We start from the raw sequence: 19,179 nt of genomic DNA on the forward strand, positions 1-19,179 counted from the left end.
AGCTCGTCAGGAACGCGAAGCTGATCGTCTACCCCGGTGCGCCGCATGGGCTCACCGACACGCACAAGGACAGGTTCAACGCCGACCTGTTGGCATTCATCCGTAGTTGAAACGACGCCGAATCTGCCGGACCCCACAATGGCGCCGGCGGACTGGGCTCACCATAAGAGGTACTTCCCATGTGCAACCACCACGCCACCTATGCAGATCCCGTTGATCCGGCTCTGCCGAAGGCCAGCATCACGCTAGACCTGCCACGCACCGCGCTCGTCGTGATTGACCCGCAGATCGACTTCATGAGCCCCGAAGGTCGTAGCTGGGGCGTCGTAGGAGAAAGCGTGACGGAGCAGAACCTCGTGCCCAACCTGGTCCGTCTGTTCGAGGCCGCAAAGCAGGCTGGCATCACGGTCGCCATCTCTCCCCACTATTACTTTCCCCATGATCACACATGGAAAGTGCAGGGTCCCGCCGAAATGTTCCAGCATGCCATCGGCATGTTCGACCGTCCTGGCGCGCTGAACCTGGACGGTTTCCGTGACTCGGGCGCGGACTTCATGCCGGAGCTCAAGCCGTATATCGAGGATGGCAAGACCATCATCTGCTCCACGCACAAGCTGTACGGCCCGCAGGCCAACGACCTTGTCCTGCAGTTGCGCAAGCAGCGCGTCGACCAGGTGATCCTTGCGGGCATGGCCGCCAATCTGTGCGTCGAATCCCATCTGCGGGATCTGCTGGAGCAAGGTTTCGAGGTTGCTGTCGTGCGCGACGCCGTAGCAGGGCCGAAGCTACCGGAAGGCGACGGGTATCACGCGGCGCTGGTCAACTTCCGTTTCATCGCAAACGCGCTGTGGGATACCAACGAAACCGTGCAGCGGCTGGCAGGGAAGGTTGGCGCAGCCGCATAGCGCCTGTCATGCGCCAGGGGCGACAGCCCTTGGCGCGGCAATGGCGGGGTGCATGAGTGTCCGGTTCAAAGAATGCATAGGGGCGACTCACATGCCTAAGATTCCTTCGCGCTACAGCTATTTCGCCTACGGCGTAATCCAGGCCGGCTTGACCTGTTCCATCGCTGCTGCCATCGCAAGCATTCCATTTGCAGACGAAGGCCTGTTTCTTCAGCACTGGCTAAGGTCCTGGAGCGTCTCCTGGCTGACCATGCTGCCGGTTGTCGTGTCGGCCACACCCCTCATTCGCCGCCTGGTCGATCGAATGACAAACCACCCATAGGTCATACAACCTCAAGCCGATGGCCTAGTTGAAAACGACAAACATGTGCCTGTTGACTGTGTCATCGCTCAACTACATTGAAGCCTACACAAACCAGCACGCATCGGCACCATGACAAACAATCTGACTCTCGGACATGCGGAGACGGAGGCTGACATCCTCGCGTGTTTCCCTGTCATGCGGCAACTGCGCCCCAAGCTGCAAATGCCGGAAGACTTTCTGGCCAACGTCACGCTGCAAAGCGGGCAAGGCTACCGGCTGCTCGCGCTCTGGGACGCTGGCAAACCTGTTGCGCTGGCCGGATATCGTCGTCTTGACAACCTGATCCACGGGCGCTTCCTGTACGTAGACGATCTGATCACCGATGCGGGAGGCCGGGGGCAGGGCCACGGCGAGTGTCTGCTGCAAGCGCTGCGCGAGCTTGGACGCACAGAAGGCTGCCAGCGACTTGTCCTGGATACCGGACTTGCCAACGCGAAGGCCCAGCGCTTCTATTTCCGTTCGGGGCTGCTCGCCGAGGGCCTGCACTTCTGCATGGTGCTGCAATGAAGTCCCTCAACCTGCTGCTGCTTGATTGCAGCCCGCGCCGTGACTATTCCACCAGCCGGCACCTGACCGGGCAATTGCTGCCCGCGCTGTCCGCGCAATTCGGGCGGGAGATTCATGTGACGCGACGCAACCTTGGCGCCGAGCCGCTGCCAGCCATCACCGCGGAGTACGCGGAGTCGCTGCTGCTGCCCGCCGCCGAGGCAAAGGAACGCTATGGCGCGGCGCTTGCCGTGTCGGATGCGCTGATCAGGGAGATCGAACAGGCCGATCTGCTCTGGATCTCCACTCCGGTGCACAACTTCACGGTGCCGGCTGTGCTTAAGAACTGGATCGATCTCGTGGTTCGACGCGATGTGACCTTTACCGCCACGCCTGAAGGGAAAATCGGATTGCTGCGCGATCGCCCAACGTTCGTGGCGGTGACATCCGGCGGCGCCATGTTCCGGGATCCACCCGTCCAGCCCGATTTCTTTCGTCCGTATCTCTCTGCGGTGCTTGGCATCATCGGACTCAAGGATGTCAGGTTCACGCATGCGACGGGCCTGGCTTTTGCGGAAGTGCCTCAAATTGTGATCGAAGCGCAGGCCGCGCAATCGCTACGCAGCGGCGCGCTGATGTAACGCAGGGTATCGCAAGCTCATATTTTCGATAAACGAAAAGCAGCAGGTAACCCGCATCAGGATTGATGCCGGACAGGAAATGCCGCGCGCTTCGAGGCGATCTGGCGTGGGGGCCAGGCGTTACCTAACATAGTTTCGTGGATCACTCCACCTTCCTTAGTACGGAGAAGCATCATGAAGATTGTCATCATTGGCGGGACCGGCCTGATCGGCTCGAAGACCGTTCCCATTCTGCGCCTGGGCGGCCACGAGGTCGTCGCCGCCTCGCCGAAGAGCGGTGTCAACAGCATCACTGGCGCGGGGCTCAAGGAGGCCCTGGCCGGCGCTCAGGTCGTGATCGACCTCGCCAATTCCCCTTCGTTTGAAGATAAAGCAGTGCTGGAGTTCTTCGAGACTTCCGGCCGCAACCTTCACGCGGCGGAGGCCGCAGCGGGCGTCCAGCACCATGTCGCGCTTTCCATCGTCGGTACCGACCGGACCCCCGACAATGGCTATTTCCGCGCCAAGGTCGCACAAGAGAAACTGGTCGAGGCGTCCGGCATCCCGTACACCATCATCCGCTCGACCCAGTTCATGGAATTCAGTGGTGGCATCGCCGATTCCAGTACGAAAGGAAACATTGTCAGCGTTTCTCCCGGCCTGTTCCAGCCCATTGCGGCGGATGACGTTGCAGCCATCGTTGCCGACGTCGCGCTCGCGCCACCGCGAAACGGCATCGTCGAGATCGCGGGCCCGGAACGCGCACCGTTCAACGAAATCATCGCCCGCTATTTGAAGGCGGTTGGTGACCCGCGTGAAGTCGTGCGCGACCCCGAGGCACGCTACTTCGGCGGCCTGGTCGAGGAATACTCGCTCGTGCCGTTGGGCGAGGCACGCCTCGGGCGCATCGGCTTCGAGGAATGGATGCGTCAATCGCAACAAAAATAGTCCGAAGGGCACATGTCCAAGTAGGCAGCGCAGGTTCGTGAGTAAGAACTTGATCAAATCACCAGGAGTCAACATGTCCCAACGCACGAATTACTTCCAGCAATCGCCGGAACTGTCCAAGAAGCTCATGGAGCTCAGCGCGCTGTTCCAGAACACCACGATCGAACAACCCATTCGCGAGCTCGTCGAGATTCGCGCATCGCAGCTCAACGGCTGCGCGTTCTGTGTCGACATGCATATCAAGATGGCGAAGATCCATGGCGAACGCGAATTGCGCCTGCATCACGTGGCGATCTGGCGCGAGTCGACGCTGTTCTCGCCGCGCGAACGCGCCGCGCTGGCCTGGACCGAGGAACTGACCAACATTCCCGCCCAGGGCGTGTCAGACGAAATCTATGAACGCGTGCGCACCCAGTACAGCGAGAAGGAACTGTCGGATCTCACGTTCCTCGTGGGGGCGATCAATACCTGGAACCGCCTGAACGTGGCGTTCCGCATGGTGCCCGGCTCATCGGACAAGGCGTTCGGGCTCGACAAAGCCAATCTGGAGTGATGCCATGAAGACGGTCGCATCCATTGCGGCAACCCTGATGGTGTCGGGCCTCATGGTTGCACAGCCGGCCGCCGCCGCGCCGGAGGCAAGTGTCACGCCCTTGCTCACGGAGGCGTTGCCCGAATATCCGGGGAAGGAGGCCACGATGATCGTGGTGGAGTATCCGCCGGGTGCCGTCGATCCCGTGCATCGCCATGACGCGCACGCGTTCGTCTATGTGCTCGAGGGCAGCATCGTCATGGGCGTCAGGGGCGGAAAGGAGGTGACGCTCAAGGCGGGCGAAACCTTCCACGAACGTCCCAACGATATTCACACTGTCGGACGCAATGCCAGCACTACGCAGCCAGCAAAGTTCGTCGTCTTCCTGATCAAGAACAAGGGGGCGCCGATCCTGACGCCAGTGAAGTAGCCGCAGACCATCCACGCACCGGCTATGCCGGTGCGGCTGGATAGGCTGGCACGATGAATTGAACGGCGACGCCGTGGGTGACTGCATGCCGCGACCCATAGGATGACAAGTTTCTCCATGTCGTGCTCAATGGCGAGGCCGAAGCCATCGTTGCGGGGATGCGGATTTGCAGGTTCCACATTCTTTCCGTGATGTCGATATCGTGAGTCCGGCAGTTTTTCCCGCACGACCGTAGCAATGCCGAATGCCTCGTCATCTCGCAAACCGTTGCCTGTATTCCAGGGGCGTCAGCGAAGTCAGCTCCTTGAACATGCGGCGCATATTGGAATCGCTACTGAATCCTAGCTCCGCGCTGAGGACGCTGACTGGCGATGTCGTATGGATAAGGCGGTCACTGACCTGGTTCAGTTTGATACAGCGGGCATACGCCGCGATGGCGACCCCGGTCTCGCTTCTCACCTTGCGCGCGAGCGTGCGTTCCGACATGCAGAGTTGCTCGGCCAATTGCTGCACCGTGATCTGTTCGGCAGGCAATTGCTCAACCAGCGTGTGCAATTGGCGCAGCAAGCGGCTGGATTGCTCGATCAGGCTCATGGCCTGGAAGGCTCGGTGAGGCTGAACGGCACGGGGAAGTACCATCAGATTGACCAGGTCACGCAATACATCGGGACTGACATGCCGCTCTATCAGCGCCTCGGCAATAGGTAGGTAGCCATTCACGCCAGAAGCGGTGGCCGTACGCGCGGTGACGACACAATTCCGCTCGCTTTGCCATTTCACCTTCCTGTAGCGCTGCGCCATTGCCTCCGCCAACCACCAGGTAACGGTCGCGGCCTGGTCATTCAGTTGCCCGCTTTCCGCCAGCAAACAGACGCCGCTGCAATAGCTCCACAGCAGCAAGTTCTTGCGACGGGCCGCCAGCAGTGATACGAGGCCAGCGTTGGCCACAATCATGTCTTCCACCTGCCGCACTGACTCCGCCCAAAAGCCTGGCACCAGGAGGGCGTCAAGACTGGCGAGATCCAGCGGCCTGGAAACATGCAGTGACAAGCCGTGGGCGCATTCGACAGTCCCGGCGCGTAGCGCAACGTAATGCGTTTCGAACAGCATGCCGTTCGCGCGGCGATTGGCAGCGTGGAGCATATCGGAAAACGCGAATAACCCTGCCGGCATACAGCCCGGAAATAGAAGCAAACCAATGCGTAGTGGTTTTGGCATGGCAGAAACCGAATCAATTATGTCCAATCTCGCCATTCTCAACGGGTTTCCGCGTCGAGACAATAAGGTTTCTTCCCGGAGGCTTCGTCATGAAAATTCACCACCTTCGCAACGCGACCATCATTGTGGAGTTCGGGCCGAATCGAATCCTGATCGACCCGATGTTTGCCCCTAAAAATGCGCTTCCGCCTTTGCGGGTATTCGGCGCAAGGCAACGTAACCCATTGGTCGATTTACCCGAATCGGCTGCGACAGCGCTTGAGTCGGTCACCCATTGCCTGATAACGCATTGCCAGAAAGGTCATTTCGATCATCTGGACCGCGCGGCAAAAAGTTGGCTGTGCGATCGGCAGCTTCCGATCATCTGCACACCGCACGATGGGCGCCATCTGGCCGAACGCGGATTGAATGTCCAGCCGTTGCCGGAAGCGCACGGGCAGCCCAACCCCTTCATGGGCGGTCGGATTCGCACGGTTCGCTGCACGCACGGCCGTGGCTTGGTCGGCAAGCTGATGGAGCATGGGGTCGGCTATCTGATCGAGGTGCCGGATGAGCCCAGCCTCTACCTGAGCGGCGATACGGTACTCACGCCAACGGTCCGGGAGTTCGTTGCGCACCATCGCCCGCAAGTCTGCGTCGTACCCGCCGGAGGTGCGCGATTCGATATGGGTAGCGACATCATCATGGGCATCGACGAGGTCGTCGAATTCACCCGCCTGGCGCCTGGCACGGTGGTTGCGAATCATCTGGAAGCGCTCAGCCACTGTCCGGTGACGCGGTCCGCGCTAGCGCTCGCCGCAAGGCAGGCAGGTGTCGAAGCGCGGTTGCGCATTCCAAGAGACGGCGAGGTGTTGCATATGGCGGCCCCGGTCGGGGCGCGAAAGCAGTGCTCTCTGCCATAGGCACGGCGCGTGCAGCTCACGGGCCGTGCAACCCGGAGCAGCCAACTGATCCCCGCGCAGGTGGAACTCAAGGCTGCGCAGGCGGCCTTCCAGCTGGTGGCTCTTCGGTACCGTGAAGGTGGCACGAGTTACCGGGAAATGAACCAGGATGCCACACCGTCATGCTGCGACATGTCCCCTTGTGCCTCGCCAGGTCGCGCCGAACAGCACCAGCAACAGGATGCTGATCAATGCAAAGGTTGCGGGCGGCAGCAGGTCATAGAGCGCCGTGCCGAGCAGCGGCGCCACCACCATGCTTAGCCCTTGCGCGGCGGACATCGCGCCGGCGCTAGCGCCTTGCTCGGAAGCGGAGACAGCATTGCTGGCAAGCGCGGCAACTGCCGGGAACGCCGCGCCCATGCCCAGGGCGGCCACGGAATAGCTCAGGCACACGGCCATCGGCTGCGTTGGTCCGACCAGCAAGACGGATGCAAAGCCCGCGGCACCTGCCAATGCACCCCATCGCAGCCATTGCCGGGGCGCGACATGCGGCAGCCTGCTAACGATCGTTTGCATCAGGATCAAGCCGAGCCCGGCGCTGCCCAGGGCATAGCCTACAACGGCGGCCGCTTGGTGGGCCGCTACGTCCAAGCGGTCGATGACATAAAAGCCTAGCGAGCTGTTGGCCATCATGACGACGCTGAACAGCGTAAAGGAACTCAGCCACGGCAGGCGGATGCGGATGTCGGTGATCTTCAGGCGTTGCGGGGCGCGCGGAGCTTGTGGTTTGCGCGTGTCATGCAGACGCCCCAGCCATGGTAGTCCGACGAGCGGCAGCAGCGCAAAGACGAGCAGCGCGACGGATAGGTCGTATTGACCAAGCCAACCCGCCACGGGCGGAGCGAATACCATGCCAATGGCGCCAGCCGCGCCAAATCGTGCCAGGGCGGCAGCCCGTGACTGGGCCTCGGTGTGGTCGGCAATCCAGGCGGTGGCCGCCACGGGCAGGCCGGCAAAGAAGCCACCCATCGCCGCGCGCGTGAGCAGTAGCGCTGCGATATTCAAGCCCATGGCAGGGACGTGATGCGTACCACCTTGCAGCGCCCACCAGACGTAGCACGCCAACAGTACGTAGGAGACGGTGAAGCCGACGATCGCCATGCGGAGCACTGGCACACGGCCCCGGGCATCCACGGCTCGCCCCCAGACGCGGGCGGTTACGATCCAAACCAGCCCGACCATTCCGATGATGGCGCCGACATGCCAGGCCTGCAGATGCATCAGGCGGGCCATCGGCCCCGCCACGGCGATAAAGGCGTAGCTGCCTCCCATGGTCGTGAGATTGGCGATCAATAGCGGCATCAGCTCGGCGACGGGTAGCGTGACTGCAGACGTTGTCTGGATGGACTTGGTGGACATGGCGGTCCTGAAGGCAGAGGTACTGGTGGGTGGGCGATAGCAAGCGAAGGCAGTCGGTACGTTTTTGATTGAGTGACCGGGGCGCTGACGAAATTCGGCTGGATTCACACGCCCAGCGTGGCGCCGCCGTCTACGCACAAGCTGTGCAGCGTGACGTGCCGAGACGCGTTCGACAGCAGGAACAGCACGGCTGATGCGATGTCTTCGGGATCTGCAATGCGGCCCAACGGGATGCCCGTGCGATATGCGGGCAACGAACCCGCAATGACGCCTTTCTTGGTTCTCCTATTCGTCCATAGTTGGCGCTGCATCCGGGTGTCGGTCGAACCGGGGGCGACGATGTTGCAGCGGATGCCGTGCTCGGCGAGCTCCAGGCCGAGGCATTTGGTGAATTGATGCGCAGCCGCCTTGGATGCCGCATAGGCCGCCATCTGCATGCGTGGCACGAACGCCGCGTTCGAGCCAACCGTGACGATGCTGCCTCCTCGGCGCGGCATCATCCGTTGCGCCACTGCACGCGACAAGTGGAACACGCCGTGCATGTTGACGGCAAAGCTGCGGTCCCAGTCTTCGTCGCGCAGGGCATCGACGCTCGCGACGCGCAAAATGCCCGCGACGTTGGCCAGCATGCCGATCGGGCCGATCTGCGTGTCGATGCGATCCACTACGGCGCGCACGGCGGCGCCATCGGCGATATCTACCGTTACAGGATGAATCCGGTACCCGGCTGCCGCACCGTCGGTCGCCAGTTGTTCCAGCCCTTCCGCCTGGATGTCGAGCGCGGCGACGGCCACGCCGCGCGCGCAGAGCGCGCGAACCACGGCCGCGCCTATGCCTTGGGCCGCGCCGCTCACCACGGCAATGGATTCCGGAAAATCGGTAATGGTGCTGTCCATGCGATAAGACTCCTGTAAAAGAAGGGGATGCGGCGGCTGTTGCCGGCCGGCCCGGCTATGCCAGTCGCGCAGCCAGCGTTGCGCCGATGACAGCAATGGGCGCTGGGTCGGACATGCTGTCGTGCGAGCAGTCGAGCATGCTGCATTGCAAGCGGCCTGGCCGCAGATGCGGCCTCCAGCTATCGAGGCCAGGTAAGTGGCCGGGCTTGCGCGAGGCCCGGAAGAGCAGCAGTTCGCCGTCATACGACGGCGTCTGGCTCGCGCGGAACAACTGCATCTGGCGCAGCGTTTGCCGCGCGAACGCGTCGAGCCCGGACCGGCCCAGCGCGGCGAACGGGCTATTCGTGCGCAACAGCCGCTGACGCAGCGCTTCGTCCGCCAGTCCGGCCGTATCGAAATCGCCGTTGACGGTCAGCAGTATCTGCAACGCGTCGCGCAGGATGGGCTGCGGGTGCGCCACCCAGGCCGAGACAGGATAGCTGTCCATTAGCGCCAGCAAGCCAATCGCGTGGCCCTGCAGCGCTAGCCTTGCGGCGACGGCATGGGCCAGCGCGCCGCCCAGAGACCATCCCAGCAGGTGGTACGGCCCGTCAGACTGCAACGCACGCACGCGCTGCACGTAGCCCTCGACTAACGCGTCGAAGTCTTGCGCCGCCAGCGTTTGCTCCACCGACATCTGCAGGCCGTGCACGGTCATATCGGGCAGATGGCGTGCCAAACGCAGATAGCTCCAGGCGAGCCCGTCGGCCGGGTGCAGGCAGAAGAGCGCCGGGGCGCCGGACGAGCCAGTCTGGATGGGAAGCAACGGCGCAAAGGCATCGTGCAAGGCCTGTGGCCGGTAGGCCAGCGGCGCCGCCAGCGCATGGGCAAGCGCCTGCACCGTGCCGTGGCGGAAGAGCATGGACACAGGCACGTCCCGGCCCAATTCCAGCGCGAGCTGACTGGCCGTCTGCATCGCCTGCAAGGATTTTCCGCCTAGATCGAAGAAGTTCGATGTCGTCGTCAACGGCACGTCGCCCAGCACCTGGCGCCAGATCCGCATCACCTGCCGCTCGAGCGCACCTGCACCGTCCACATTGAGATCCGCGGCCGCGATCCGGCTCGCGGCATGTGCCAGCAGGGCCTTGCGATCCGTCTTGCCGTTGGGGCTGCGCGGCAATTGCTCGAGCACATGCCAGGCATCCGGAACAGCGGGCGCGGGCAATGACTGAGCCAGCATCGCCCGCAGCGCCTGCACGTCCCCCGTGCCCGCCACGAACGCGGCCAACGCGCAGATGCCAGGCCCGCGCTGCACCGGAACCACGGCCGCTTCGCGCACAGCGGGTGCGCCGAGCAGCAGGTTTTCGATTTCCAGCGGATCGATGCGCAGCCCGCTGATCTTGATCTGATGATCGATGCGTCCGAGAAAGCGCAGCTGCCCGCCTTGCAGTTGTGCCAGATCGCCGGTGCGATAGGCGCGCTGGCCGGAATCGGGCAAGCGGACAAAGCGCGCGGCCGTGAGCTGTGGGTCGTGCAGATAATGCAGCGCCAGTGCGTCGCCGCTCAACACTAGCTCGCCCGCGACGCCTGCCGCGACGGGATACAGGCGATCGTCCACGATGCGCGCTTCGATGCCGGGACGAGGCAAACCGATAGGCACGGCGTCGCCGGCCTCCCATGCGGCTCTCGGACCGCACAGCCGCGCGGTGGTCGCGATGATGGTGCTTTCGGTCGGGCCGTAGGTGTTCAGCAACACCTGTCCGGGCAACAGCTCTCGCCAGCGTGCTACCCGCTCGGGGAGGGCGGCTTCGCCGCCAATGATGGTCAGGCGCAGGCGATCAAGCTTGCGTGCGGTGTCCGGATCCAGGGCATGTGCGAGCACATGCCAGTAAGCGGTGGGCAGGTCGAGCACGGTGATGCCGAGGCGCTTCACCGACGTGGCGAACACCGTCGCCGAATCGAGCATCGCATCGTCGCGCACGACGAGCGTAGCGCCGTGGCAAAGCGTGATGAAGATCTCTTCCAGACTGGTATCGAAATGCAGCGGAGCGAACTGCAACACCCGGTCCGCCGGCTCGATGCCGTACGCCGCACGAGTGCTGGCCACAAAATGCGCGAGCGCCCCACGCCCGACCAGCACGCCGTTGGGCTCGCCGGTGGAGCCCGCCGTGTACAGCAGATACGCCGGGTGTTGCGGCTGCGGCGAACAGCAACGCGCGGGGCCCTCGATCATGGCGCCGGGCTGATCCAGATCCAGCACGGGCAGCGATCCGGCCAGCCCTCGCCACGGCATGCGCGTCAGCACCAAGTCGGGAGCCGCGTCGGTCAAGATGCTCGCGGTGCGCCGCGCGGGCCCCTCGGGATCCAACGGCACGAATACCGCCCCCACCCACAGGACGGCCAGCGTCGCGACGATGGCAGCCGGCGAGCGCGATGCCAGTACCGCGATCCGGCTGTGCTCGTTCATGCCGCGCCGCGCCAACGCGGCAGCCAAGGCCTCGACCTGTTTCAGGAGGCTTTGATAGTCCAGGCGAGCGCCGTTCGACTCGATGGCGATGTGGTCGGGGTAGCGCGCCGCCATCCGCCGCAGCAACGCGATCACGTCGAGTGCCGGTTCGTCCAGCGGCTTGCTCCGGCAGATCGACAGCGACGGCATATCGCCCAGCAACGGCGCCAGGGGCGCAGCGGGCGCATGGCCGGCCAGCGCGAAGAGCCACTTGGACAGACTGCCGGCCAGCGCCGTCAGCCGCGTCACGTCATAGGCGTTGGGATTGGCTTCCAGTGTCAAGTGCCATGCGCCGTTGCGTACGGCCAGCGTCAAGTTCAAGTCCTTGACGGGCCCGCCGCTCGCGGGGCGCGTTTCGCTGGACAGATGAGCGAAAGCCACCTGCCGATCGAATGGCATCAGGTTGACGGCCTGGTTGAACAGAAACTTGTTGCTCTCCAGCAGTCCCAGGTCGCCCCGTATCCAGCCGTAGCGATAGTACAGATGGGGCTTGATCGCGCGCAGCCTGCCGACAGTTTCGGCCACCAACGCCTGCAGTGACGCATCGGCGCGCACATGCGCGCTCAGCGGCACGATGTTCATCGCCATGCATGGCACACTGAGCGCAGGCGTGCCTAGCCGGTTCAGTACCGGCAGACCGAACGTCAGCTGCCGCTGGCCTGCCTGCTTGCCGAGCCACAAGCCGATGGCCGTGAGTATCCATGCGGCCCAATCCGCCCGAGCGGCTTCGGCGGCGGCGCGCAAGACCCTGACGTGCGCCGGATCCAGCAACAACGTATGGCGGATCGCCGTGTTGCCGAAGTCTTGCTCTGGTGCCAATCGTGCGGCAGAGGGCACCTCACGCAGGTGTTCACGCCAAAATGCCCGGTCGATGTCGAACTTGCCTGTTTGCCTGTAATGGGCTTCCGCGGCCACGACGTTGTCCAGCTTCCAATCGGGCAACGGCGGCAGGGGCGCGTGCGCCACGCGGGCGTTGTAGCGGGCGGCCACGGCCTGCTGGATCAGGCTGTAGCCGAAACCGTCGAGCGCAATGTGATGCACCTGCAAATACCACCAATGACATTGCGCCGAGAGCCTGAACAGCGCCGTGCGATACAAGGCGTCCGACGTCACGTCGCAACAGATGGACAGGGAGGTCTGCATCCAGTCCTGTGCAGCCCGCACCGGATCGGCCTGCGCGCCGAAATCCACCAGCGGCACTTGCGTGCAGGCCGGCTGGCGGCGTTGCCACAGGATGTCGTCATCCCACTCGAAACGCATGTGCAGCGCATCGCAGTGGTCAAGGACCTCTTGCACGCTGGCCATGAACGCAGCCATGTCCAGGGCGCCGCCGAGTTCGATCGTTTCCGCCGTTAGATACCCAGGATCGTGGGTATCGACTTGTTGTGCTACCCAGATGCCGTATTGCGCGGAGGTAGTGTGCATGCGTTGAGTTGTTTGCGGCATGAGGTGGCGTCCCACGGGAGGAATGCATAGACGGAGAAGAGAGCGGGCAGGGGATCAAGCCCGCTGCCAGTCGATCACGAGTTCCTTGTTGCGTGCCATGAGCGCCAGATGTTCGTCCATGACGTACTGAATTTTCTCCAGCTTTTCCGCTGACTCGGCTTCGCAACGCATGCGCAGTACGTCATCCGTGCGCGTGATCTGGCATCTGCCATATGGAAAATCGATGGCTGCAGTCTCCGCGTCAAACACGACTCTCACCTTGAGGGCATAGTGCTTGCACATCTTGAACAGGATTCTGTCTGCTTGCGCCAAGGCGACTGCGGCGGTACTGACAAGCATGGCATTCTCGTTCGCTCGTGAGATCGGGCGTTGCATGCGCAGGAACGCCCCATTCATGCGCGCGTGTTGGCGGCGCCCTGCAGCAATCGCCACCATGCGGCGAGCGTCGGCTCTTGCGCCAATTGCACGAAGCTGACGTCCGCGCCGGCCTGGCGCAGTTCCTCGACCCAGGCCATGATGCGCACCGAGTCCAGTCCCCAGTCCATCAGGTTGTGGTGCGACTGCAAATCCGTTTCCACTATCTGCAGGCTGCGCGCGACCTGCGCCGTCAGCGCGGAGAGCGACCGCGGCCTGACGAAGCCGCGCGCGGCAATTCCGGCGGCCAGTTCTTCCGTGCACACGACCTTGCCGCAGCGCTGCGCCACGTAATCGAGCGCCATGCTGTGCGCCTCCCGGGAAAAATCGGCCAGTGCATCGGCCACGAAGAATGGCTGGATGTCTCTCATGAACGCCTCGCACGCTGTCATCAGGCAGCCGATGTGCGCGTAGATGCCGCAAATGGCAAGCTGGTCCCTTTGTTGCTGGCGCAGCATGGTTTCGAGTTCTGAGCGCTGAAACGCGCTGTAGCGCCATTTGTCGAGAATATGATCGCCAGGCGAGGGGGACAGGCTCGCGCAAATGGCGCCGCGCGTTGGCTGCGCCGTCAATCCGGGGCCCCACATGTCCGTCAGCAGGCCTCGTTCGGTCGCTGTCTGCCGAGGTAGTTGCGCGGTGTAATACACCGGCATGCCGGTAGCGTGCGCGATATCGATCAGGCGCCGCGTATGTGCCAGCAGATCAGGAATGGGAGCTGCCCGACGGTCATAGAAATCCAGGAAATAGTCCTGCATGTCGTGCACCAGCAAAGCCCCGCGACTGACATCGAAACACCATGCCACCCGATTGGCAGGCAAGTCCGCGGGCATGGTGTAAGAGGTGATCTTTTGGATTGCCATATCAACGATACGAATATTCAGTGGATGTGATGGATGACGCGGGGCGGGCTGTTCATTCACCGTGATTTATCCGGCGGCCGCCTCGGCGGCTGCCAGCCGATTCGCGATGTCCCTGCGCAATGCCAGCTTGTTGGTCTTGCCGACGGCCGTCTTCGGGAGTACGTCGACGAACTCGACGCGGTCAGGAATCTTGTAGGCGGCAATGCCTTGCGTGCGCAGAAAGCGCAAAAGGCCTACCGCGTGCAGCGCCGGATTGCCGCGGATCACATAGGCGCAGATTTTCTCGCCCAGATAGGCGTCGGGCATCGGCACTAGCGCCGCATCGACGACCTCGGGATGCGCCATCAGCAAGTGCTCCACTTCTTCAGCCGAGACCTTCTCGCCGCCGCGATTGATCTGATCCTTCGCACGGCCTTCCACCACCAGATTGCCCGCTTCCGTCATGCGCACACGGTCGCCGGTGCGGTAGAAGCCATCCGGCGTGAAAGCGCGCGCGTTATGCGCATCGGCCTTGTAATAGCCGCGAATGGTGTAGGGGCCGCGGGTCAGCAGATGGCCCACCTCGCCCGGCGCGACGGGCTGATCCTCGTCATCCACGATGCGGATCTCATCGTCCGGCGAGAGCGGGCGGCCTTGCGAGCGCACCACCACGTCGACAGGGTCGTCGAGCCGCGTATAGTTGACGAGTCCCTCAGCCATCCCGAACACCTGCTGCAGTTTCGCGCCCAAACCGATCTCCAGCCGCTGCGCCAGCCTGTCGCCGAACCGGGCGCCCCCGACCTGCACCACCTGCAAACTGGCCAACGCATCCCGCCGCTCCCGGGCGGCGGAAAGCCAGACCTGTACGAGCGGCGGCACCAGCGCGGTGATGGTCACCCGTTCCCGCGCAATCAACGGAAAGGCCGCATCAGGGTTGCCGCTGTCGCTCAACACGACGGTCCCGCCCGCATGCAGCGTGCCCAGCGTGCCGGGCGAACTCATTGCGTAGTTGTGCGCGACGGGCAAAACGCACAGGTAGACGCTGTCCTCGGTCAGGCCGCAGATGCGCGCGCTTTCGCGAATGCTGTAGAGATAGTCGTCATGCGTGCGGGGGATCAGCTTCGGCGTGCCGGTGCTGCCGCCGGACAACTGCAGAAGCGCGACGTCGCTGGCGGCGGGAGCCGCGGGCAATTCGGCCACGCCTGCAGGCAAGCTGTCCAGCGCGATGTGACCTCCCGCATCGCCGGCTATCAGTACATGCTTGAGCGTCGGCGCTTCCGCTTGCACGCTCTTCGCCAATTCGCGGTAGTCGAATCCGGCATGACGGTCCACCGCGATATAGGCCACCGCTTCGGCATGCCGGCAAAAATGGCCGATCTCCTGCTTGCGGTGGGCCGGCAGTGCGAAGACCGGCAGCGCACCGATTCTGAACAGCGCGAAGACAACGATGAAGAATGCGGCGCAATTCGGCAACTGCAGCACAACGCGATCGCGCGGGAGAATCCCCAGTTCGACGAAGCCGCTGGCCAGACGCTGTGCCTCATCCGCGAGCTGGCGGTATGTCCATCGCGTTTCGCCCTGCACCAACGCGATACGCCTGCCATATTGCTCGGCCAGTCGAGCCAACCACTGTGGAAAGGACTGACCCTGCCAATATCCCTTCCCGCGATAGTCGTTGGCGACCGCATCCGGCCAGGGCGTGCAATGGGCCTGTATCATGCCGCCACCTCCGGCGCCGCACCGCTCGCGGCATCATGAGCCACGCCCATTGCGTCGAGCATCGTGCGGAACTTGGCCGTCGTTTCCGCCAGCTCCCCATCCGGCTGCGAATCCCTCACCACGCCCGCTCCGGCAAACAGGCGCAAGGTATTGGCGGCGATTTCCGCGCAGCGGATGGCGACAATCCACTCGCCGTCGCCGCGCGCGTCCACCCAGCCCAGCATGCCGGTGTAAAAGCCGCGATCGAACGGTTCGGTCTGCAGAATCAGTTCCCTCGCGACACTGCGCGGATAGCCGCACACCGCGGGTGTGGGATGCAAGGCCAGTGCCAGCGTCAATGCATCGGCCCGCGTCGTGCCACTGATTTCAGTCGACAGATGCCACATCGTCTCTGTGTGCATCAGCGCGGGCCGTCTGGGCACATTCAGCATCTTGCACAGCGGAGCCAGGCTCTCTTTCACGGCATCGACAACCACGCGGTGCTCTTCCAGATCTTTTGCGGACTCCATCAGCGCTTCAGCGCGGCGACGGTCCTCAAGCGGGTTGCTGCTGCGGGGGGCCGATCCAGCCAGCGGATTGGCCCGCACTACGCCCTGGTAGCGGCTGACCAGCAATTCGGGGCTGGCTCCGAGCAGCGTGCGTCCTTCGCCCACCTCCACCGAGAAGGTGTAGCCGCGGGGATTGCGCGCCGCGAGACGGGTGAGCAGCGCGCGCGCATCTACCGGGTGCCTGCCGGCCAATTCCAGCACTCGCGCCAGCACGACCTTGTCCAGATAGCCGGCGTGAATGTTCGCTATGGCCTGCGCTACCCCGGCCGCATAATTTTCACCAGAGGGAACTGCACGCGTCGCGTAGCGTTCGGCGGCAGGCAGCGGCGGTGGCGAAACGGTCAGGGGCCCGGCACGCAGCAACGCGCGGACGACACCAAGCGCCGCGCGCTGGCCAACGTCGAACGGGATCGCGCCGGCCGCCACCGCGTTCGGATGCCCCTTGGCGCTGGCTTGGTTCAGCGCAAGCTGTACACGCTGGCCTAGCGGGTCGTCGGAATGAGGCACTTCGTCGATGACATCCTGCGCCAGCAACGTATGACTGGGGCTGGAGAGAAAGAGCCGTGAATCTGCTCGGTACAGGTCCAGGAGGAGATGTGCCGTGAGTGAAGATTCCGCACGAGGAATAGCATTCATTCTTTTTGCCCCCAACTTAGGTTGACGTGAAAGGATTCGCATACCGGTCCCACGTTTCTTCTCACCTGCAACGGTCATGCGTCATTGCTTGCTTTTCATTGCACTGGCCATGGCCGAGCAGTAACGAACGAGTCAATCGGCATGTGAACAATCCGAATGGATAGCATCACTAATAAATACATGGGACGTCGGGTCGTGAGTGCGATTGAAGATCTTTACATCTGAGCTGTCAGGCTCAGCGCGAAGCGGCGGCCTTGGTCCACCATCCAGTTGCCGCTCAAGCCGTTGGCGCGACTACGGTCGTCCACGGGCACCATCTTGTTGGTCAGGTTCAGCACGGCAAAATTGATCGCGAGATTCTTGGATATGCGATACATGCCGCCCAGATCGAACGTGGTGGTGGAGGGTCTTTCGCGTACGCCCTGGGCGCCATTCCGGAATGCTGCCCATTGCTCGCTGCCGATGTAGTTGATGTCGGTGTAGAGATTCAACTGGGGCAGGGGTGTCCAATCCACCTGCATATTGAGCTTGTGTTTTGGTGTCTTATCCAATGGGTAACCGTTCAGCGAGCTGCCATTGAATGCTCTTTCCGATTTGCCCTCGCGTCGCGATTGGGTCATCGTGTACGACCCGGAGATCTTCCATTGCGTGGCCAGATGTGTGCCGACGCCAAGTTCGAGGCCGTACAGTTTGACCTTGTCGATGTTGTTGTACGCATAGATATTGCGGCCAGGGGAGTTGGGGTCGGCGACCCCCGTGTCGTAGCTGGATACCTTGTTTTTGAGCAGGTTGTTGAATAGGGTGAGGCTGACTTGACTCTTGCCCTGGTCGTAACGCACGCCCAGTTCCTGCGTGAGGCTGGTTTCGGGCTTGAGGTTCGCGTTCCCGCACAAGGTACCGGGGACGGCGCCCGCCACGCCGCCGGTTGTCATGCAATATCCAGCGGTGCTCTGACGCAGAGTAGGGGGTTTGAAGCCGGAGGACACGCCGCCGCGCATCGTCCATGTCGGGCTGAGTTTGTATACGCCGTAAACGCGCGGGCTGACATGGCTGCCATACCGATCGTCATGGTCGAGCCGCACGCCTGTGGTCAGCGTGAATCTGCTGTTGACGAAATAGTCGTTCTCGCCGAACAGGGCCCAGGCATCGCGCTTGATGCTGTCCGAATTCGGGGCATGGCCCTTCGGCACCGCATCCTGCCTTCCCACGCCGGACAGCTGGGCCCAGATATGCTGACCACCCGCGGTCAGGATATTGCGCTCTCCCGCCCATGGCACCTCCAGTTTCCCTTCGAGCACCGTGTCGGTAATCGCCGGCTTGATCGGAGTCCGGTCCGATGCCGTCCACTGGTCCTGCGTGCCACGCTCTCCATAGAGGGACAAGGTGGAGTTGCCGAAGTCCCATCGTCCACTGTGCGTGACGCCCCAGTACTCGCGCGCATGGCGAGTCTCGACGATGGTCGTTGGCACATTGCGTGGGGTCGGGACCGCGATACTCTGTCCGGGCGTGCTGAGATAGGTCAGTTGCTCTCGTCCCGCATTCAGGCTGAAATCCTGATTGCGCGCCGGCTTGACCGCCAGCTTGACGTCAAAGCTGAGGTCGCGTTGACCGTTTGCGCCGCTGGTGCCATTGAGCGGGTAATAGATATTGTCTTCGCCGCGATGCAACGCCTTGCCCGACACCTGCAAGCCGACCACATCTTTCTTGATCGGGCCGCCGACCCAGAAATCGACGCTTTGGGTGTCGCCCTGGTTTTTCTCCTGCTGCAGCACGCCGCCGACGGTGACCGTGCCGCCCCATTTCTCGGGAACCTTGCGCGTGATGACGTTGATCACGCCGCCCATCGCATCCGCGCCGTACAACGACGACATCGGGCCCCGCACCACCTCGATGCGCTCGATCGCGCTCAACGGAGGTAGCAGATTGGCTTGAACGCCAGCCGTGCTTCGATTCATCGTCTCCCTGGTGTTCTGACGTTTGCCGTCCACCAGCATCAGCGTGTATTCGCCCGGCATTCCGCGGATCGAGATGTCTTGGTCGTTAGGGCCGGCGCCGACCACGCTGACACCTTCCACGGAACGCATGATGTCGGCCAGCGAGTTGTATGGTCTGGCCTCGATATCCTTGCGAGTGATCACGGAAATGCTGGCCGGGGCCTCCTTGATGGCCTGCTCGCGCTGACTGGCAGTCACAACCACGGTCCCCAGCGTTGCCTCGCCATCTGGTGGCTGCCCCGGTTGTATCTGCGCCAAGGCACCGGATGCCCCCAGGACACCGGCAGCCACTGCGGACTTGAGGGCAAAACAGGGTAAGGAATGTGACATGATTTCAACTTAGTTAATGAGAGGCATTCGCGTTTCATTATCTAGGTTGAAAGCATGCGAAGTGTTTGC

The 19,179-nt window shown here is 62.8% G+C and carries 17 protein-coding genes and 1 pseudogene; 9 read left to right on the forward strand and 9 right to left on the reverse strand.

The genetic code is table 11. The features are described from left to right. The 8 genes and pseudogenes from AC1DT6_RS34360 to AC1DT6_RS34395 all read left to right on the forward strand — a co-directional run. Nucleotides 1–110, forward strand: a pseudogene (locus AC1DT6_RS34360) (alpha/beta fold hydrolase); the annotation flags it as partial. Between the two features lie 69 nt (nt 111–179). Then, nucleotides 180–905 carry a cysteine hydrolase family protein gene (locus AC1DT6_RS34365; RefSeq protein ID WP_441632426.1) on the forward strand — a complete coding sequence of 242 codons (726 nt, stop codon included), beginning with the start codon at nt 180–182 and terminating at the stop codon, nt 903–905. A 91-nt stretch (nt 906–996) separates the two neighbouring features. After that, complete coding sequence (locus tag AC1DT6_RS34370) at nt 997–1,227, forward strand: DUF2798 domain-containing protein (protein ID WP_276290656.1); 231 nt, start codon at nt 997–999, stop codon at nt 1,225–1,227. A 111-nt stretch (nt 1,228–1,338) separates the two neighbouring features. Next, nucleotides 1,339–1,776: a GNAT family N-acetyltransferase gene (locus AC1DT6_RS34375; protein WP_441632428.1), complete on the forward strand. Its 438-nt coding sequence runs from the start codon at nt 1,339–1,341 to the stop codon at nt 1,774–1,776. After that, nucleotides 1,773–2,396, forward strand: a complete 624-nt coding sequence (locus AC1DT6_RS34380) for an FMN-dependent NADH-azoreductase (RefSeq protein ID WP_441632430.1) — start codon at nt 1,773–1,775, stop codon at nt 2,394–2,396. The genes AC1DT6_RS34375 and AC1DT6_RS34380 overlap by 4 nt, the downstream gene beginning before the upstream one ends. Before the next feature lie 174 nt (nt 2,397–2,570). Next, nucleotides 2,571–3,323, forward strand: coding sequence for an SDR family oxidoreductase (locus tag AC1DT6_RS34385; RefSeq protein ID WP_276290653.1), 753 nt, complete (start codon nt 2,571–2,573; stop codon nt 3,321–3,323). A 73-nt stretch (nt 3,324–3,396) separates the two neighbouring features. Beyond that, nucleotides 3,397–3,876 (forward strand): carboxymuconolactone decarboxylase family protein, encoded by a 480-nt coding sequence (locus AC1DT6_RS34390; RefSeq protein ID WP_441632433.1) that lies wholly within the window; start codon nt 3,397–3,399, stop codon nt 3,874–3,876. A 4-nt stretch (nt 3,877–3,880) separates the two neighbouring features. Beyond that, a complete protein-coding gene (locus tag AC1DT6_RS34395) occupies nt 3,881–4,285 on the forward strand; it encodes a cupin domain-containing protein (protein WP_441632435.1) in 405 nt (134 codons plus the stop codon). Nucleotides 4,286–4,537: 252 nt separating this feature from the next. On the opposite strand, the gene AC1DT6_RS34400 is transcribed toward AC1DT6_RS34395, so the two are convergent. Next, nucleotides 4,538–5,503, reverse strand: a complete 966-nt coding sequence (locus tag AC1DT6_RS34400; protein WP_441632437.1) for a GlxA family transcriptional regulator — start codon at nt 5,501–5,503, stop codon at nt 4,538–4,540. Between the two features lie 89 nt (nt 5,504–5,592). On the opposite strand from AC1DT6_RS34400, the gene AC1DT6_RS34405 reads away from it, so the two are divergent. Next, complete coding sequence (locus AC1DT6_RS34405) at nt 5,593–6,405, forward strand: MBL fold metallo-hydrolase (protein WP_441632439.1); 813 nt, start codon at nt 5,593–5,595, stop codon at nt 6,403–6,405. A 159-nt stretch (nt 6,406–6,564) separates the two neighbouring features. Here AC1DT6_RS34405 and AC1DT6_RS34410 read toward each other — a convergent pair whose 3' ends face one another. From AC1DT6_RS34410 to AC1DT6_RS34445, 8 genes are all read right to left on the reverse strand, one after another. Then, on the reverse strand, nt 6,565–7,803 hold the full coding sequence (locus AC1DT6_RS34410) for an MFS transporter (RefSeq protein ID WP_441632441.1): 1,239 nt from the start codon (nt 7,801–7,803) through the stop codon (nt 6,565–6,567). 104 nt (nt 7,804–7,907) lie between these two features. After that, complete coding sequence (locus AC1DT6_RS34415) at nt 7,908–8,699, reverse strand: 2,3-dihydro-2,3-dihydroxybenzoate dehydrogenase (RefSeq protein ID WP_441632443.1); 792 nt, start codon at nt 8,697–8,699, stop codon at nt 7,908–7,910. A gap of 55 nt (nt 8,700–8,754) precedes the next feature. Next, the gene (locus AC1DT6_RS34420) at nt 8,755–12,630 is read right to left on the reverse strand and encodes an amino acid adenylation domain-containing protein (protein ID WP_441632445.1); all 3,876 of its coding nucleotides are present in this window, start codon (nt 12,628–12,630) and stop codon (nt 8,755–8,757) included. A gap of 54 nt (nt 12,631–12,684) precedes the next feature. After that, on the reverse strand, nt 12,685–12,969 hold the full coding sequence (locus AC1DT6_RS34425; RefSeq protein WP_441632447.1) for a DUF2218 domain-containing protein: 285 nt from the start codon (nt 12,967–12,969) through the stop codon (nt 12,685–12,687). A gap of 53 nt (nt 12,970–13,022) precedes the next feature. Beyond that, complete coding sequence (locus AC1DT6_RS34430; protein WP_441632449.1) at nt 13,023–13,964, reverse strand: isochorismatase; 942 nt, start codon at nt 13,962–13,964, stop codon at nt 13,023–13,025. A 6-nt stretch (nt 13,965–13,970) separates the two neighbouring features. Next, the gene (locus tag AC1DT6_RS34435; RefSeq protein ID WP_441632451.1) at nt 13,971–15,602 is read right to left on the reverse strand and encodes a (2,3-dihydroxybenzoyl)adenylate synthase; all 1,632 of its coding nucleotides are present in this window, start codon (nt 15,600–15,602) and stop codon (nt 13,971–13,973) included. Beyond that, on the reverse strand, nt 15,599–16,864 hold the full coding sequence (locus AC1DT6_RS34440) for an isochorismate synthase (RefSeq protein ID WP_441632453.1): 1,266 nt from the start codon (nt 16,862–16,864) through the stop codon (nt 15,599–15,601). Before AC1DT6_RS34440 ends, AC1DT6_RS34435 begins: the two co-directional genes overlap by 4 nt. Before the next feature lie 137 nt (nt 16,865–17,001). Next, complete coding sequence (locus tag AC1DT6_RS34445; protein WP_441632455.1) at nt 17,002–19,110, reverse strand: TonB-dependent receptor domain-containing protein; 2,109 nt, start codon at nt 19,108–19,110, stop codon at nt 17,002–17,004. Nucleotides 19,111–19,179 lie beyond the last annotated feature (69 nt).

The sequence above is a fragment of the Cupriavidus sp. 01L45 genome (assembly GCF_056399885.1).

Excerpts from the sequence above, each read along its gene's own strand:
- AC1DT6_RS34405 (WP_441632439.1), top strand. The coding sequence starts at position 5,593 with ATGAAAATTCACCACCTTCGCAACGCGACCATCATTGTGGAGTTCGGG.
- AC1DT6_RS34415 (WP_441632443.1), bottom strand. The coding sequence starts at position 8,699 with ATGGACAGCACCATTACCGATTTTCCGGAATCCATTGCCGTGGTGAGC.
- AC1DT6_RS34385 (WP_276290653.1), top strand. The coding sequence starts at position 2,571 with ATGAAGATTGTCATCATTGGCGGGACCGGCCTGATCGGCTCGAAGACC.
- AC1DT6_RS34395 (WP_441632435.1), top strand. The coding sequence starts at position 3,881 with ATGAAGACGGTCGCATCCATTGCGGCAACCCTGATGGTGTCGGGCCTC.
- AC1DT6_RS34420 (WP_441632445.1), bottom strand. The coding sequence starts at position 12,630 with ATGCCGCAAACAACTCAACGCATGCACACTACCTCCGCGCAATACGGC.
- AC1DT6_RS34365 (WP_441632426.1), top strand. The coding sequence starts at position 180 with ATGTGCAACCACCACGCCACCTATGCAGATCCCGTTGATCCGGCTCTG.
- AC1DT6_RS34390 (WP_441632433.1), top strand. The coding sequence starts at position 3,397 with ATGTCCCAACGCACGAATTACTTCCAGCAATCGCCGGAACTGTCCAAG.
- AC1DT6_RS34440 (WP_441632453.1), bottom strand. The coding sequence starts at position 16,864 with ATGACCGTTGCAGGTGAGAAGAAACGTGGGACCGGTATGCGAATCCTT.
- AC1DT6_RS34380 (WP_441632430.1), top strand. The coding sequence starts at position 1,773 with ATGAAGTCCCTCAACCTGCTGCTGCTTGATTGCAGCCCGCGCCGTGAC.
- AC1DT6_RS34425 (WP_441632447.1), bottom strand. The coding sequence starts at position 12,969 with ATGCTTGTCAGTACCGCCGCAGTCGCCTTGGCGCAAGCAGACAGAATC.
- AC1DT6_RS34370 (WP_276290656.1), top strand. The coding sequence starts at position 997 with ATGCCTAAGATTCCTTCGCGCTACAGCTATTTCGCCTACGGCGTAATC.
- AC1DT6_RS34410 (WP_441632441.1), bottom strand. The coding sequence starts at position 7,803 with ATGTCCACCAAGTCCATCCAGACAACGTCTGCAGTCACGCTACCCGTC.
- AC1DT6_RS34445 (WP_441632455.1), bottom strand. The coding sequence starts at position 19,110 with ATGTCACATTCCTTACCCTGTTTTGCCCTCAAGTCCGCAGTGGCTGCC.
- AC1DT6_RS34400 (WP_441632437.1), bottom strand. The coding sequence starts at position 5,503 with ATGCCAAAACCACTACGCATTGGTTTGCTTCTATTTCCGGGCTGTATG.
- AC1DT6_RS34375 (WP_441632428.1), top strand. The coding sequence starts at position 1,339 with ATGACAAACAATCTGACTCTCGGACATGCGGAGACGGAGGCTGACATC.
- AC1DT6_RS34435 (WP_441632451.1), bottom strand. The coding sequence starts at position 15,602 with ATGATACAGGCCCATTGCACGCCCTGGCCGGATGCGGTCGCCAACGAC.